The sequence below is a fragment of the Metabacillus schmidteae genome (genome assembly GCF_903166545.1).
GTDB classification, from domain to species: domain Bacteria; phylum Bacillota; class Bacilli; order Bacillales; family Bacillaceae; genus Metabacillus; species Metabacillus schmidteae.
Window position 1 is genome coordinate 2,583,293 of sequence record NZ_CAESCH010000001.1, and the last position, 15,519, is coordinate 2,598,811.

Genomic DNA, 15,519 nt, shown 5'->3' on the forward strand with positions numbered 1-15,519 from the left:
TTCAATCACCACCTTACTTATGAATTTCCAAAGTTACCTTAATTTCAATGCATATTGTGACAGTTTCTCAACTGGACGAAACTTTTCTTTAAAATATCGTAATCCTTTCTCATTATTATCACTACCAACATGAATTAAGCTAACATTAGGGTCTTTTGATCGGATGACTTTAGCAAACTCGGTATACAAATAAATTGAAACTCCTTTATAATTTGGATGCGCTTTTGCTAAGCACCCCCATGACAAGCCATTTGGTAAGATTGAGCCTGTGACAAATCCTACTATTTCTTCTTCAATTGTTGCTACATAGATCATCTCATTTAACTCCTGATAATGATGGAGAATTTGGTGAAAAAGGTTGCGATCTGTAATTCTCTCATATTTTTGACCTGAAGTTTTGTTCCATAGTTCTTTTAAAGCTAAGACACCCTTATAATCTGAAGGTGAATATTCGCGAAATGTAATACTTGGATAGTCTCTGTGCAGTTTATTTCTTATGGCTCTAATTTCTCTGTATTCTTTTCCTTTTAATTGAGTGATTTTATCTACACTCCAGATAATTTCTTTACTATCAAACTTTTTATATAGGAATGTTTTTCTAAAAGAATTTGATGAAGCTAGAAACTGTATTTGTTTTTCGTTTAACAAGTTTACATATGCACTCTTTTTATAATTGTGGAGAGCATTCCACTCATTACATAACTCTAACCCTTTTTTAGTTACGGAAATAACATAATCGGCATTCCCTTTTCCGAAAGGTAAACACCATACGTACATAAATCCTTTTTTTGTCATAATAAACGTAACAAGCATTGAATCAATGATTTTCCAATAAACGTTTATATTTTTCAACCGTGAAATACTCCAAATGTATGGAAAATTAGATGCCCATAATCCAGTGAAATAGGTAGAGGCTTTTATATATTTATTAAAGAGGTGTAAATCTTCTAACATTAGTTCACTTAGACCAAAATTCTTGATTTTATACAAGTTCCTTCCCCCTTATATCAGCATTTAAATACTGTATATTTTATGTCATCATTTTAAAAGTGAATGTGCGATTATCTACATTTGACAGGGAACTAAAATAAAAACTATATATGGAAAGTAACATTGAAATAGTTAGTTGAATTCACTAGAGCTTGGAAAAATTCAATTCTAGCCGTTAAGGAAATGTAATTTTCAAGAAAATTTATTAGTTTACTTAATAGACTATATTCCATGACATATATCTGGCCTTGTAAACATAAAATAATAAAGGAGTAATAGTTACTATTAAATTAATTTAAATATTAAATTATAATTATTATAAAAAAGTATTGATTTTTAATTGAGACATGTTATTATAGATTCATAGCCAAACAAAATATGAGGTGATTCTTAAATGACAAATAACAGACTAACTACTAGCTGGGGTGCTCCAGTAGGGGACAACCAGAATTCAATTACAGCAGGAAATCGCGGCCCAACATTATTACAAGATGTACACCTTTTAGAAAAGCTTGCACATTTTAATAGAGAACGTGTTCCTGAACGTGTTGTTCATGCCAAAGGTGCAGGTGCACACGGTTATTTTGAAGTAACAAATGATGTGACAAAATATACGAAAGCAAATCTTTTCTCTGAAGTAGGAAAACGCACACCATTATTTATTCGTTTTTCAACTGTCGCAGGAGAAAATGGCTCAGCTGATACAGTGCGTGATCCACGTGGTTTTGCTGTTAAGTTTTATACGGAAGAAGGGAACTACGATATCGTAGGAAACAATACACCGGTATTCTTTATTCGTGATGCTATTAAATTCCCGGACTTCATACATACGCAAAAGCGTGATCCGCAAACACATTTGAAAAATCCTAATGCAGTGTGGGATTTCTGGTCATTATCTCCAGAATCATTACACCAGGTAACCATTCTTATGTCTGATCGTGGTATTCCGGCGACATTACGACATATGCATGGATTTGGAAGTCATACATTTAAGTGGACAAATGCTGAAGGTGATGGAGTATGGATTAAATATCACTTCAAAACAGAGCAAGGTGTTAAAAATATCTCACCGGAAGTAGCAGCACAAATTGCTGGTGAAAATCCGGATTATCATACTGAAGATTTATTTAATGCAATCGAAAAAGGCGATTTCCCAGCTTGGAAATTATACGTACAAATTATGCCTTTAGAAGATGCGAATACTTACAAATGGGATCCATTTGATGTAACAAAGGTTTGGTCTCAAAAAGACTATCCACTTATCGAAGTAGGACGCATGGTATTAGACCGTAACCCGGAAAACTACTTTGCAGAGGTGGAGCAGGCAACATTCTCACCTGGTACATTAGTTCCAGGAGTAGACGTATCACCGGATAAAATGCTTCAAGGACGTTTATTCGCATATCATGATGCACACCGTTACCGTGTAGGTGCTAATCACCAGGCACTTCCAATTAACCGTGCAAAAAATGAAGTAAAAAACTACCAACGTGACGGCCAAATGCGCTTTGATGATAACGGTGGAAAATCAGTATACTATGAGCCAAACAGCTTCGGTGGTCCAACTGAAACACCAGAAAACAAACAAGCTGCATACCCGGTTTCTGGAGTTGCTGAAAGTGTAGCATATGATCACAATGATCACTACACCCAGGCAGGTGACTTATACCGTCTCATGACAGAAGAACAACGTGCACACTTAGTGTCAAACATTGTTGCTGCAATGAAGCCTGTCGAAAGAGACGATATTAAATTACGTCAAATTGGCCACTTTTACAAAGCAGATCCGGAATACGGAACTCGTATAGCAGAAGGCTTAGGTTTAGCTGTACCATCAGAAGTTAAATAATTTTAAATACATTTACGATTCTCATACTATTCTCAATTATTCTCATTTAAAAATGCATCCATAAGATTGGATGCGTTTTTTTTTTACTTTTTTATTTACAATGTCACAACATTTGCAAAAGCTTCACTATGCTCACGTCGCTCTTTACGGACATTTCTTCGTTGTTGTGCAGTATTAAACAGCATAACTTCCTCATCAGATTCCGGAATGACCTTAGGGACTGGCTGTGGTTTACCTTGGTTATTTAATGCCACAAAAGTTAAAAAGGAGGTAGCGGCAAGTTTTCGTTCACCTGTTTTTAAGTCTTCGGCAATGACCTTTACAAAAACCTCCATAGATGAGCGACCTACAGATGAAACATACGATTTTAAACTTACAGAGTCGCTTTGACGGATTGGAATTAAGAAATCAACAGAATCAGTTGAAGCTGTTACAACTTCACATCTGGAATGCATAGCTGCTGAAATGGAGGCAACATCATCAATATAGCTCATTAATTTACCTCCGAATAACGTATTATGGTTGTTTGTGTCCAATGGAAATACTCTACTTGTCTTAATCACAAGGGATTCTTTACATGTTTTTTCTTCACTGTTTGTCATTGTATCCTCTCCTTAGGTGTCATGATATTAATATTATTAGCTCTTTTCTTAACATCTTCAATTTATTTGTTTTACATTCTAACATTGTATTTATTTGTAGACATATTTAGGCATTCTTTGTTGAATTTTTAATGTTGATATAGGTGAATTCAGTTCGTTTCGTTCCATTGAACTCCAGACACAAGATTCGCTAGGGAGGAAGTTTTTCCTCCTGGAAACAAAAATGCTCAAGAGATAATATATCTTGAGCATTTTGCTATTGTTTTTCTTATTTATTTTTCCACCAATCATCAAACATGGAAGCTGGTACTTCACGCTTATGCTGTGAGATAAGGTAACGTTTTTCGATCTTTTCAGCTACTTCAGATTCGACTAGTTTACCTTCCAAGTAGTCATCTAATTGATCATAGGAAATACCAAGCTCTGTTTCGTCTGCCTGAAGTGGAGTATTGTCCAATAAATCTGCGGTTGGTATTTTAAGATATAAGCGCTCAGGAGCATTTAATTCTTGTAATAGACGTTTACCTTGGCGTTTTGTTAGACCTGTAAGTGGTAATAAGTCGGCTCCTCCGTCACCATATTTGGTGAAAAATCCTGTAACAGCTTCTGCAGCATGGTCTGTGCCGATGACTAAAAGTCCTTCCTGACCGCCGATTGCATATTGTGTTATCATTCGAGTTCTTGCTTTTACATTTCCTTTGTTAAAGTCTGAGAGTGATTCTCCCATTGTTTTTTCATAATCGTTAGCAAATGCATTAACTGCACCTGAAATGTCAAAAGCAACACTTTTATCCGGTTTGATAAAAGAAAGAGCTAATTGTGCATCATCTTCATCTTTTTGAACACCATAGGGAAGTCTTACAGCAATAAACGTTGCATCATAACCTTCACTGCGTAATTCTTCAACGGCTAATTGAGCCAAACGTCCTGCTAAAGTTGAATCTTGACCGCCGCTGATACCAAGAACAAAGCCTTTAGCACTTGTTGTTTTCACATATTCTTTTAAAAATGATACACGTGCATTTATTTCTTCCTTTGGATTTATTGTTTCTTTTACATGTAGTTCACTCATAATTCGTTTTTGTAAACTCATTTTTTATGCCTCCAATTGAAGTACTTTTAAGAATTACTATTGTTTGTTCATTTCGGATATTTTTTGTTTTACTTCTTCAATGTTTCTCATTTTGTTTTCCCAGCATTCCTGACTTAAATCTACAGGATATTCTTCAGGATGAAGGGCGCGTTTATATTCATCCCATAGTAAACCCAGGTTCGCCAATGTATAGTCCTGCATTTCCTGGAGAGAAGGGGAGTCATATACAAGTGATCCGTTCTCGAAAATGAGATGATGTAAATCTTTGGCTTCAAAGTTTGTAACAAACTTACTGACAAACGTATGAATAGGATGGAACATCTTTAATTTCTCTTCGCTTTCAGGATCTTCATGTTGTAAGGTAATATAGTCACCCTCTGATTTATGATTTAGCCTATTAATGATTCGATAAACTTTCTTTAAACCAGGTGTAGACACTTTTTCAGGATTTCCACTTATTTTGATCGTGTCTATCATTTTTCCATTATCATCCTCGATTGAAGCAAGCTTATATACAGCGCCGAGAGCAGGCTGGTCATAAGCAGTAATTAATTTTGTTCCAATTCCCCAAACATCAATTTTGGCACCTTGTGATTTTAGGTTGATAATTGTTGATTCATCCAGATCATTAGAAGCAATAATTTTTGTCTCATAAAAACCAGCTTGATCAAGCATTTTCCTAGCTTTTTTTGATAAATAAGCAAGGTCCCCGCTATCAAGGCGAATGCCTTTAAATTCAATTTTATCTCCTAATTCTTTTGCTACTTTAATCGCATTTGGTACACCTGATTTTAATGTATCGTACGTGTCAACAAGGAATACACATTCTTTGTGACGTCGTGCATACTTATGGAACGCAATATATTCATCTTTGTATGCTTGAACAAATGCATGAGCATGTGTACCTGAAACAGGAATATCAAATAGTTTTCCGGCTCTTACATTAGATGTAGCATGAAATCCCCCTATGTAAGCCGCTCTTGTTCCCCAAATCGCAGCATCTAATTCATGAGCTCGACGAGTACCGAATTCCATTACTGTATCGTCTCCAACAACTTGTTTAATTCGAGCTGCTTTTGTCGCAATTAATGTTTGGTAGTTGACGATGTTTAATATCGCCGTTTCAATCAATTGTGCCTCAGCTAAAGGAGCTTCAATTCGGATGATAGGTTCATTTCCAAATACCATTTCCCCTTCTTGGACTGAATAAACATTTCCAGTAAATCGGAGCGTACGTAAGTATTCTAAAAAGTCATCTCTATAACCTAAATCATCACGCAAATAGTCTATATCGCTTTTGGAAAATTGAAAGTTCTCCAGATATTGTATAATTCTTTCAAGTCCTGCAAAAATTCCATAACCATTTCCAAAGGGAAGTTTTCGAAAAAATACTTCAAACACTGCCTTTCGATTATGGATGGAATCCTCCCAATAAGATTCAGCCATATTAATTTGATAAAGGTCTGTGTGGAGAGCAAGACTATCGTCTTCATAATGTATATTCATTTTATTTCCTCCAAGTTCGTTCAATTTTTCACAAAGACCAAAATGGTCGTTAATTTAATGAAAAAATGGAGGCACCATATGTTCATTAAATATGTAGAAATAAGAAAAAAACTAAATCACTTTGGCATTCAAGCAAGAAGAAAAATGCTGCAATGCCCAATCATGACCTGACTCATTAAAACTGGCAACAGCGTTCTTATGAACAACAACAGAAAATCCTTTATTAAATGCATCAACTGCAGTATGTAAAACACATATGTCTGTGCAAACCCCAACCAGATGTATTTCAGTAATTGCCCGTTCTTTTAATTTTAATTCTAAATTTGTTCCCGCAAAGGCACTGTAACGTGTTTTATCCATAAATTGTACATTCGGTTTTTCCTTGGTGTTTATGTATAAATCCTGGAGCTCACCATATAAATTTCTTCCTTTTGTACCTCGAATATTATGTGGTGGAAACAATGCTGTCTCCGGGTGAAATTGGTCATCCTTTTCATGAAGATCTACAGCGAATACAACATAATCTTCTTTTTCGATGAATTCCTTTGTAATTGTAACGATTTCCTTTTCAATATCTTGACCGGGTTTCCCACAAGTAAGCGCACCGTCAACTGCAACAAAGTCATATGTGTAATCGATGTTGATTAATGCCTTTTTCAACACTAATACCTCCTTAATAGTAAGAAAAACAACGTCTACTGTATATTTATAGTAAGGAAAAACCTAATAATATGGATAATATATTCAATTTTACACGAACTTAGCATTTAATCAAATATGGAAAAAGAATGTTTTGAAGGATTCATAGCTAAGAAGAATAAAAAATATGAAGAAAAGGGCTGTCATAATAAATTGACAGCCCTTTTATCGCTTTTAAGGATTTGTTGACCAAAGTCCTGCAGATTTAATGAAAATTCTAGGATGAAGCTTTAATTGTGCTACCATATATTCTGCAAGGTCTTCTGGTTGCATGACTTTTTCGGGATTACCATCTGTAAGGTTTTCTTTGTAAGCTAATTCCGTTGCAACGGTACTTGGTGTTAGAGCTGTTACACGAATATTATGCTTGCGTACCTCTAATGCAAGTGATTCTGTTAGTCCTAAAACACCAAATTTTGAAGCACTGTATGCACTTGTAACAGGAGCACCTTTTTGACCTGCAGTTGAAGAGATATTAATAATATCTCCACCATTTTTATCAATTAATTGAGGTAAGACTACACGAGTAACATAATAAACACCCATTAAGTTAACATCGATAATTTTTTTCCACTCTTCTGGTTCTAGTTCAAGGAATTTACCGAACTTTCCAATACCTGCATTATTTATAAGAATGTCAACTGGACCTAGAGACGTTTTTAGTTTTTCTACAGCAGCATTTACGTCGTCGATTGACGAAACATCAGCTGTTGCATAGGCGGTTTTTACTCCGAGAGCTTCAATTTCTTTTGCTACTTCCACTAAATCTTGTTCTGTTCGTGCTAATAATGCAACATTTACTCCCTCGTGAGCAAGGGCGATTGCCGTTGCACGTCCAATACCTTTTCCAGCTCCAGTTACAAGAGCGACTTTCCCTTTTAATGATTGCGCCATATTTTTGGCCCCTTTCAATATGTAAGTTGCGTTCTTATCTTACATACTGGGAAAATGAATGTCAAAAGAAGTGCACGATAGATGTATGAGAAATTATTTGACGACTCAACGTTTCAAAAATAGAAATCAACTTCAGCTATTTGATATGATGAAAAGGGAAATAAGACAGAAAAATAAATGAAGATCTTGAGGGAGGTTCTAATGAACAAAGAATCTATTTTAATTGTTGAAGATGAAGAGAAAATTTTAAGATTACTTGAACTGGAGCTTGGCTATGAAGGCTATGAAATTGTAAAAGCGATAGACGGAGTTACTGCATTGGAAGCTTATCGAAAAGGGACTTTTGATCTTATTTTATTAGATGTCATGCTCCCTGGTTTGAGTGGAATTGAGCTGCTTCGCCGAATTCGAGTGAAAGATGCATATACACCTGTAATTTTGCTAACAGCGAAAGGCTCTGTTGAAGATAAAGTCTCAGGTTTAGATTTAGGAGCAAATGATTATATAACAAAGCCCTTTCAAATGGAGGAACTACTTGCAAGAATACGTGCTGTGTTGCGGATGAGCTCCAGGCCACCTCAACAAAGTGAACAAACGGATCTTGATGACTGGCTAATTGCCGGTGAATTAAGGGTGAATGAAAAAACACGTGAAGTACTAAGAGGTGAACATGAGATTGAGTTAACACCTAAGGAATTTGATTTGCTTCTATTTCTTCTAAGGAATAAGAGGCAAGTTCTTAACCGTGAGCAAATTCTCGAAGCAGTATGGGGATACGATTATTTTGGTGATACAAATGTTGTTGATGTGTATATCCGCTATATACGCAAGAAAATCGACTTTCCATTTGATTATCCATTTATACATACAGTACGTGGTGTTGGCTACGTATTAAAGGAAGCAAAATGAAGCTGAGAAATAAAATTAATTTATATACTGCATTTTTATTTATATTGCTTATCTTATTGATGAACTCATCAATATTTATGGTGTTTAATAACATGATGATTGAAAAAGAGTTGGAGCAAATTAGTGCTGAAACTGAGAAGATTGCAAATGAGGTTAGTGAAGGAATAAAACAAGTAGATCCTAACCAACTGTTGCAGGCGTACGTACCCGTTGATGGGATGATTCGAGTATTATCTTCAGGAGGATTATCAGTTGCACCTGATAATACATCAATTTCTGAAAAAACTCTAAGTAAAATACAGAAAACATATTATACAGGAGAAAAAAGTGAGGTCATCAAGTATGAGAATAAAAGCTATGCCTTTTCCGTAAGTCCAATAATTTGGACAGATGGTAGTATTGTAAGCCTGCAAGTAACAAAGAGTATTGGTACAACTGATGAGATTCTCTCAGTCCTCAAAATTGTTTTAGTTGCAGTAACCATTATTGCCGTTATCCCGATCCTATTATCAACTAATATATTAAGTAATTTGATCACCCGACCAATTAAAACAATGACAGAGACAATGAGGGATATTCAGGAAAGTGGACAATTCAAAAAAATACACCTCGAGGAAAAGTCTAAAGATGAACTAGTCGAGATGGGGAATACCTTCAATAAAATGATTGATCTTCTGCAAACAAACTTCAAAAAACAGGAGGAGTTTGTAGCAAATGCATCCCATGAATTAAAAACACCTTTAACTATTATCGAGAGTTATGCAGATTTAGTGAAAAGAAGAGGCAAGCAGAGACCTGAAGTAATTGATGAGTCTATTGAGGCCATTCATTCTGAAGCTGTTAGAATGAGAGACATGATTGAACAACTTCTTCTATTGGCTAAACATGATGAAAAATGGAATATTGATAAAAAAGATACCAATATAACAGAGCTAGTAAAAGAATCGGCAAAAATTTTTCAGAATGCATACCAAAGAACAGTTGAATTTGAGTCAGTTGGTGCGATCTATGCCTTAACAGATCCTCAAAAGTTAAAGCAATTACTATTTATTTTCCTGGACAACGCAAAAAAGTATAGTGAAGAGGAAATTTCTATTTATATAGAAGAAAACAAAGGGCGTCCATGCATTAGAATAACGGACAGAGGAATTGGAATTCCCCAAAATGATTTACCTAAAATCTTTGATAGGTTTTATCGTGTTGACAAAGCGCGAACCCGCAAGCAAGGAGGAAGTGGATTAGGACTTTCAATGGCAAAGGAAATTGCAGAAGCTCTAAATATTCATATTCTTGTAGAAAGTGTCGAAGGTATTGGGACAACTGTCAAACTAAGCTTATAGAAAATAAATAATTTACTGTGTCTAGAGATATAATTCTCAGCGAATTCTCATGTTTCTATCCTATACTTAACGTAATAATTAACGGGGGTGAAAAATGAATAAAAAAAGATGGTTTTTTCTTATTGGCAGTTTTGCGATTGTCGGTGTCATTCTTTTCTCTGCTATCCAGTTATGGGGTCCTACATCAGAGGCTCAGGCATTAACGGAAGAAGAGGCGAAAGATAAGGCGTTAGACAAATATACAGGTGAAATTATTGATACAACCAAAAAAGATAATGAGTATCATTTTGTCTTAAAAGCTGAGACTGGAATATATTTGATTATTATTCATGCAATGAGCGGGGATATTGTTTCCATAACACAACAAACAAAAAATACGGATAAAATACCTGCAGAAGATCAAAAAAAGCTTTTAACTGAAGAAGAAGTGAAAGCTAAAATAAGAACACAAGGCACGATCAAATCAATTGAACTCATCCAAGCTGATTCTTCATCTTATTACCAGGCAATCGTACAAAGGGAAAATGAAGAACATACATTATCCATTGATCCATATACGGGTAAGGTGACAAACTCAACGAAAACCTCTCAACGACTTTTATCAGAGACAGAAGCAATTAATTTAGCCGTTGAAGCAGTTAATGGTGAAGTGGATGATGTCGACTTCATTGAACGTGAAGGTCAAACGCCCTACTATTTAATTGAAATTGAAGCCGATGATGATCGGGAAGCTACAATTAAAGTTGATGCCTATAAAAAAGAGGCGATTTCGGTAAGCTGGGAAGAACAAGAAGATGAAGACGATTCATAAAAAATCTTAGAGTTTTCTCATCAAATTTTAATCTTCCTTTCCTTTTCCTCTCATGAATGTTGGTTAAAGTTAGATATGTAAGAACAAAACAAAACCAAGGAGGAAAAAGAAATGAAGAAAATAATTACATTCTCATTAGCAGCGGCAGTCGTATTGGGAGGTGCAGTAGCGATAAACCATAGCTATGCACAAGAAAACAATGAAACAATTGGAATCGATAAAGCGAAAGAAGCAGCGTTAAAGAAGGTTGATGGTGTTGTTGAAAGTGTAGAACTGGAAAATCGATTAGGTCAGCCTGTTTATGAAGTGGAAATTGACAAAGATCAAAAGGATTATGATCTTTACGTTAATGCAACGACAGCCGAAATTAGTAAAGTAGAAGAAAAAATTGATGACGATAACGATGATGATGATAACATTAATGCAAATAAACTTTCAAGTAAGTCATTGATTACAGAAAAAGAAGCCATCGAAATAGCAAAAACAAAAATTAATGGAGAACTTAATGAAATTGAACTTGACGAAGATGACGGCAGATATGTGTATGATATGGAATTCAGAACTTCAACTGGTGAAGCAGAAATAACAATTGATGCAGAAACAAAAGAAATTGTGGAATTTGAAAATGATAACGATAATGATGATTAATGGATAGCAGTAGAAAGAACCTTGTATATGAAGGTTCTTTTTTGCTGTAAAGCGAAGAATACTTATTCAAGTACATAGTTAATTATGACTGTAATCACCAGTGAGGGTTGTAAGGATATAAATATATTTGTATAAATATTAGTTCGAGAGTTGATTTTATTATGGGTTTTTATTAATAATGTATAAGTTTAGCAATCTATACACAACAATAAGTGATGTAAACGGTTTCTACAAAAATATTATAAAAATACAGAAAATTTAATAGAAAAACACTTGTCAAATTTACAATCTTTAAATATAATAAACTCATGTTATAAAAAACGACGTAGAAATGAGAGGTTATCTAACATGAGTGAAGCGGTTATTTCAAAAGGTAAAAATGATACGGAAATTCTTGCACAAATTAAAGAAATCATCAGCTCTAAAAGTGTAGAGCTTATCCATCTACAATTTGTAGATATAGAGGGTATTCTTAAGAATGTAACAGTAACGGTAGAACAATTAGAAGATGTTGTTGCAGGAAAGCAAATGTTTGACGGTTCATCTGTAAAAGGTTTCTCTCCAATTAACAAATCAGATCTTTACTTGCAACCAGATCTTTCAACATTCGCAGTTTTACCATGGTCAGTTGAAGAAGGATACTCTGAAGCTCGTTTCCTTTGCTCAGCAGTAAATCCAGATGGTACTCTTTTTGAAGGAGATACTCGTAACGTATTAAAAAAGACTGTTGAACGTGCAGCTGATAAAGGCTACACAATTTCTGTAGGTCCAGAATTAGAGTTCTTCTTATTCAAAACTGATGCGGATGGAAATCCAACTCAACAATTAGATGATAACGGCGGTTATTTTGAGCCATCACCAAAAGACTTAGGTGAGCGTGTACGTTTAGAAATTTATCGCGCATTAAAAGCAATGGGCTTCACAATCGAAGCTTCTCACCATGAAGTTGCTGAAGGTCAACACGAAATTAACTTTAAATACGCTGATGCTTTAGGTGCAGCAGACTTATCTACTACTTATAAATGGGTTGTAAAAACAATTGCACAAAAATTCGGTTTACATGCTACATTTATGCCAAAACCGGTTTTCGGAATCAACGGTTCTGGTATGCACGTAAATATGTCATTCTTCAAAGATGGAGAAAATGCATTCTATAATGAAGCAGATGAGCTACAATTATCAGAAGAAGCTTATTCATTTATCGCTGGTTTAGTAGATAATGCAAAAAACATTGTTGCTGTAACAAATCCACTAGTAAACTCTTATAAGCGTTTAGTACCTGGATATGAAGCACCTTGCTATATTGCTTGGTCTGCATCAAACCGTTCAGCGTTAATTCGTATCCCGGCTAAAAAAGGTATGGCAACTCGCGTTGAGCTTCGTTGTCCAGATCCATCAGCAAATCCATACCTAACATTTGCAATTATTGCATCTGCAGGCCTTGATGGAATTGAAAAAGGCTTAAAAGCACCAGCTTCTATTAATGAGGATATCTTCCACATGACAGAAGAGCGTCGCGAAGAGCTTGGAATTGAAAATCTTCCAGGAAGCCTTGAAAAAGCTGTCGCTGAATTCCAAAACGGAGAAATCGGTCGCCGAACTCTTGGTGAGCACGTATACGGAGAGTATGTAGCAGCTAAAAAATCAGAATGGGATAGCTATCGTACTGCAGTTCATTCTTGGGAAATTGAAAACTATCAAGCAAAATTTTAATTAAGTTTAAAATTGATATAGCACATTCATGGTTGGTCAAACGTTTCATAAGTTTGACCAACTTTTTTTTGAGCATTTTTTGGTCAGCAGTCAAGTTCATAGGTTGAATTTATCGATTTAGGGTAAAATCTCCTAGTTTTTTGTTTTGTTACAACGATTTAGGTTAATTAAGTAACATAACTAAAACTAGGTGGGGTTTAAATGGAAATTATTATGAGTTTTGTTTTTGTAATTGGATTTACATTCATTCATTTCTTTTCTAAATCGATGAAGTTTATCAAAGATACACCTAGGAGTAGATTTCTCTCTATTGCTGGTGGTATTGCAGTTTCTTAAGTTTTTATTCATTTATTACCCGAATTAAATAAACATCAAAAAGTATTGGAGAAAGCAGTAGATAAAGGCATTTTCCGCGTAATTGAGAACCACGTATATCTGATCGCCTTATTTGGATTATCCGTTTTCTATGGGCTTGAAAAAATGGTTAAGAATTCAAAGAAAGAAAGTGATACACAAAAACCGAAAACGGGTGTATTCTGGATCCATATATCATCTTTTTTGTATATAACGCTTTAATAGGCTACCTTTTGATTAGAGAGCAATATAATAGTCATTGGGGAATGTTTTTCTACTTCTTAGCGTTGGCAGTCCATTTTGTTACAAATGACCACAGTCTAAGGAAAGATCATAAGAAAGTATACGACCGTTTTGGAAGATGGTTACTTACATTTGCGATACTTTTAGGATGGTTGGTTGGAGTATTTATTGAATTAAAAGAAATTTATATTTCACTGCTTACAGCCTTTTTGGCTGGTGGGATCATATTAAATGTACTAAAGGAAGAGTTGCCAGAAGAAAGAAAAAGCAGCTTTGTAGCTTTTTTTCTTGGTTTGGTAGGTTATTCAGTCAGGACTATTAAAATGTAGTGGGGGAGAATAAACTAATCCAATGATTGGATTAGTTTATTTTTTGAAGAAAAAAATTTACAAAATACTTAGTTTAGCCAATAGACAAACTAAGTAGGAAGTGTTACTATATGTATGTAAGTAATTATTAAGAATATAAATGATTTCCGAAAGCGCTGACAAATGGTATGAAAGAATTAATTGATTAATAGGAGGATAAATATTATGGCTTATTTTGAAAACGTTAACCAAATTAAATATGAAGGACCTGGTTCTACAAATCCACTATCTTTTAAATACTATAACCCTGAGGAAGTCATTAACGGAAAGAAAATGGAGGATCTACTTCGATTTTCGGTAGCATATTGGCATACATTTACTGCTGATGGCTCTGATCCGTTTGGTGTAGGAACAGCTATTCGTCCATGGAATCACCTGCAAGGTTTAGATTTAGCAAAAGCTCGTGTTGAAGCAGCATTTGAATTTTTTGAAAAGCTAAATGTACCATTCTTCTGCTTCCATGATGTAGATATTGCACCAGAAGGAGCAACATTAGCTGAAACGAATAAAAATCAAGATGTTATTGTTGCAATGATTAAAGAATATATGAAAACAAGCAAAACGAAGTTACTCTGGAATACAGCGAACATGTTTACAAACCCACGATATGTTCATGGTGCTGCTACTTCTAATAATGCTGATGTTTACGCTTACTCAGCGGCAAAGGTGAAAAAAGCCCTTGAAGTTGGTAAAGAGCTAGGTGCTGAAAACTATGTATTCTGGGGTGGTCGTGAAGGTTATGAAACACTTCTTAATACAAACATGGGATTAGAATTAGATAATCTTGCACGTTTCTTCCATATGGCAGTTGACTATGCAAAAGAAATTGGCTTTGATGCACCGTTCCTTATTGAGCCAAAACCAAAAGAACCAACTAAACACCAATATGATTTTGATGTTGCGACTGGGCTAGCTTTCTTGCAAAAATATGATCTTACAGACCATTTTAAATTTAATATTGAAGCAAACCATGCTACTCTGGCAGGTCATACATTCGAACACGAATTACGTGTAGCCCGTGAAAACAATATGTTGGGATCAGTTGATGCAAACCAAGGTGATACTTTACTTGGTTGGGATACAGATGAATTCCCAACAGATTTATATTCTACTACATTAGCAATGTATGAAATTCTAAAAAATGATGGCTTAGGGAAAGGCGGATTAAACTTCGATGCAAAAGTAAGAAGAGGTTCATTTGAAGCGGAAGATCTTTTCCATGCACATATTGCCGGAATGGACACATTTGCAATCGGTACAAAAGTTGCGAATAAATTAATTCAAGATAAAGTGCTTGATAGCTTTGTCGAAGAAAGATATAGCAGCTATACAAAAGGAATTGGATTAGAGATTGTTGAAGGAAAAACAAACCTTCGTAAGCTAGAAGAGTATGCATTACAATTAACAGAAATCAAAAATGCTTCAGGAAGACAAGAGCGTTTAAAAGCAACGGTAAACCAATATATTATTGAAACATTGGCAAATGTAACGGTTTAAATT

At 35.0% G+C, this 15,519-nt stretch carries 15 protein-coding genes; 9 read left to right on the forward strand and 6 right to left on the reverse strand.

Annotated features, from left to right (window positions below; all coding sequences use genetic code 11):
- Positions 1–33: 33 nt before the first annotated feature.
- A complete protein-coding gene (locus tag HWV59_RS12390) occupies positions 34–990 on the reverse strand; it encodes a phosphatidylglycerol lysyltransferase domain-containing protein (RefSeq protein ID WP_175638993.1) in 957 nt (318 codons plus the stop codon).
- Between the two features lie 394 nt (positions 991–1,384).
- Between HWV59_RS12390 and katA the strand changes: the two genes are divergently transcribed.
- On the forward strand, positions 1,385–2,839 hold the full coding sequence (katA, locus tag HWV59_RS12395; protein ID WP_102229848.1) for a catalase KatA: 1,455 nt from the start codon (positions 1,385–1,387) through the stop codon (positions 2,837–2,839).
- Positions 2,840–2,934: 95 nt separating this feature from the next.
- Here katA and HWV59_RS12400 read toward each other — a convergent pair whose 3' ends face one another.
- The 5 genes from HWV59_RS12400 to HWV59_RS12420 form a co-directional block, all read right to left on the reverse strand.
- On the reverse strand, positions 2,935–3,441 hold the full coding sequence (locus tag HWV59_RS12400; RefSeq protein WP_102229849.1) for an acyl-CoA thioesterase: 507 nt from the start codon (positions 3,439–3,441) through the stop codon (positions 2,935–2,937).
- Positions 3,442–3,709: 268 nt separating this feature from the next.
- Entirely contained in the window at positions 3,710–4,534 is an 825-nt protein-coding gene (gene nadE, locus HWV59_RS12405; protein ID WP_102229850.1) for an ammonia-dependent NAD(+) synthetase, read from the reverse strand.
- Positions 4,535–4,570: 36 nt separating this feature from the next.
- On the reverse strand, positions 4,571–6,040 hold the full coding sequence (locus tag HWV59_RS12410) for a nicotinate phosphoribosyltransferase (RefSeq protein ID WP_175638994.1): 1,470 nt from the start codon (positions 6,038–6,040) through the stop codon (positions 4,571–4,573).
- Positions 6,041–6,151: 111 nt separating this feature from the next.
- Entirely contained in the window at positions 6,152–6,700 is a 549-nt protein-coding gene (locus HWV59_RS12415) for a cysteine hydrolase family protein (protein WP_102229852.1), read from the reverse strand.
- Positions 6,701–6,913: 213 nt separating this feature from the next.
- Positions 6,914–7,633: a 3-ketoacyl-ACP reductase gene (locus HWV59_RS12420; RefSeq protein ID WP_175638995.1), complete on the reverse strand. Its 720-nt coding sequence runs from the start codon at positions 7,631–7,633 to the stop codon at positions 6,914–6,916.
- 201 nt (positions 7,634–7,834) lie between these two features.
- On the opposite strand from HWV59_RS12420, the gene HWV59_RS12425 reads away from it, so the two are divergent.
- The 8 genes from HWV59_RS12425 (at position 7,835) to xylA (ending at position 15,516) form a co-directional block, all read left to right on the forward strand.
- Positions 7,835–8,542, forward strand: a complete 708-nt coding sequence (locus tag HWV59_RS12425; RefSeq protein WP_175638996.1) for a response regulator transcription factor — start codon at positions 7,835–7,837, stop codon at positions 8,540–8,542.
- A 92-nt stretch (positions 8,543–8,634) separates the two neighbouring features.
- Positions 8,635–9,882: a sensor histidine kinase gene (locus HWV59_RS12430; RefSeq protein WP_328824249.1), complete on the forward strand. Its 1,248-nt coding sequence runs from the start codon at positions 8,635–8,637 to the stop codon at positions 9,880–9,882.
- A 94-nt stretch (positions 9,883–9,976) separates the two neighbouring features.
- Entirely contained in the window at positions 9,977–10,693 is a 717-nt protein-coding gene (locus HWV59_RS12435) for a PepSY domain-containing protein (protein ID WP_102229856.1), read from the forward strand.
- Between the two features lie 111 nt (positions 10,694–10,804).
- The gene (locus HWV59_RS12440; protein WP_175638998.1) at positions 10,805–11,341 is read left to right on the forward strand and encodes a PepSY domain-containing protein; all 537 of its coding nucleotides are present in this window, start codon (positions 10,805–10,807) and stop codon (positions 11,339–11,341) included.
- 348 nt (positions 11,342–11,689) lie between these two features.
- Positions 11,690–13,054: a type I glutamate--ammonia ligase gene (gene glnA, locus HWV59_RS12445; RefSeq protein WP_102229858.1), complete on the forward strand. Its 1,365-nt coding sequence runs from the start codon at positions 11,690–11,692 to the stop codon at positions 13,052–13,054.
- 201 nt (positions 13,055–13,255) lie between these two features.
- A complete protein-coding gene (locus HWV59_RS27395; RefSeq protein WP_321197519.1) occupies positions 13,256–13,390 on the forward strand; it encodes a hypothetical protein in 135 nt (44 codons plus the stop codon).
- 251 nt (positions 13,391–13,641) lie between these two features.
- Positions 13,642–13,980 (forward strand): hypothetical protein, encoded by a 339-nt coding sequence (locus tag HWV59_RS27400; RefSeq protein WP_328824250.1) that lies wholly within the window; start codon positions 13,642–13,644, stop codon positions 13,978–13,980.
- A 204-nt stretch (positions 13,981–14,184) separates the two neighbouring features.
- Positions 14,185–15,516: a xylose isomerase gene (gene xylA / locus HWV59_RS12455; RefSeq protein ID WP_102229859.1), complete on the forward strand. Its 1,332-nt coding sequence runs from the start codon at positions 14,185–14,187 to the stop codon at positions 15,514–15,516.
- The last annotated feature ends 3 nt before the right edge of the window (positions 15,517–15,519 follow it).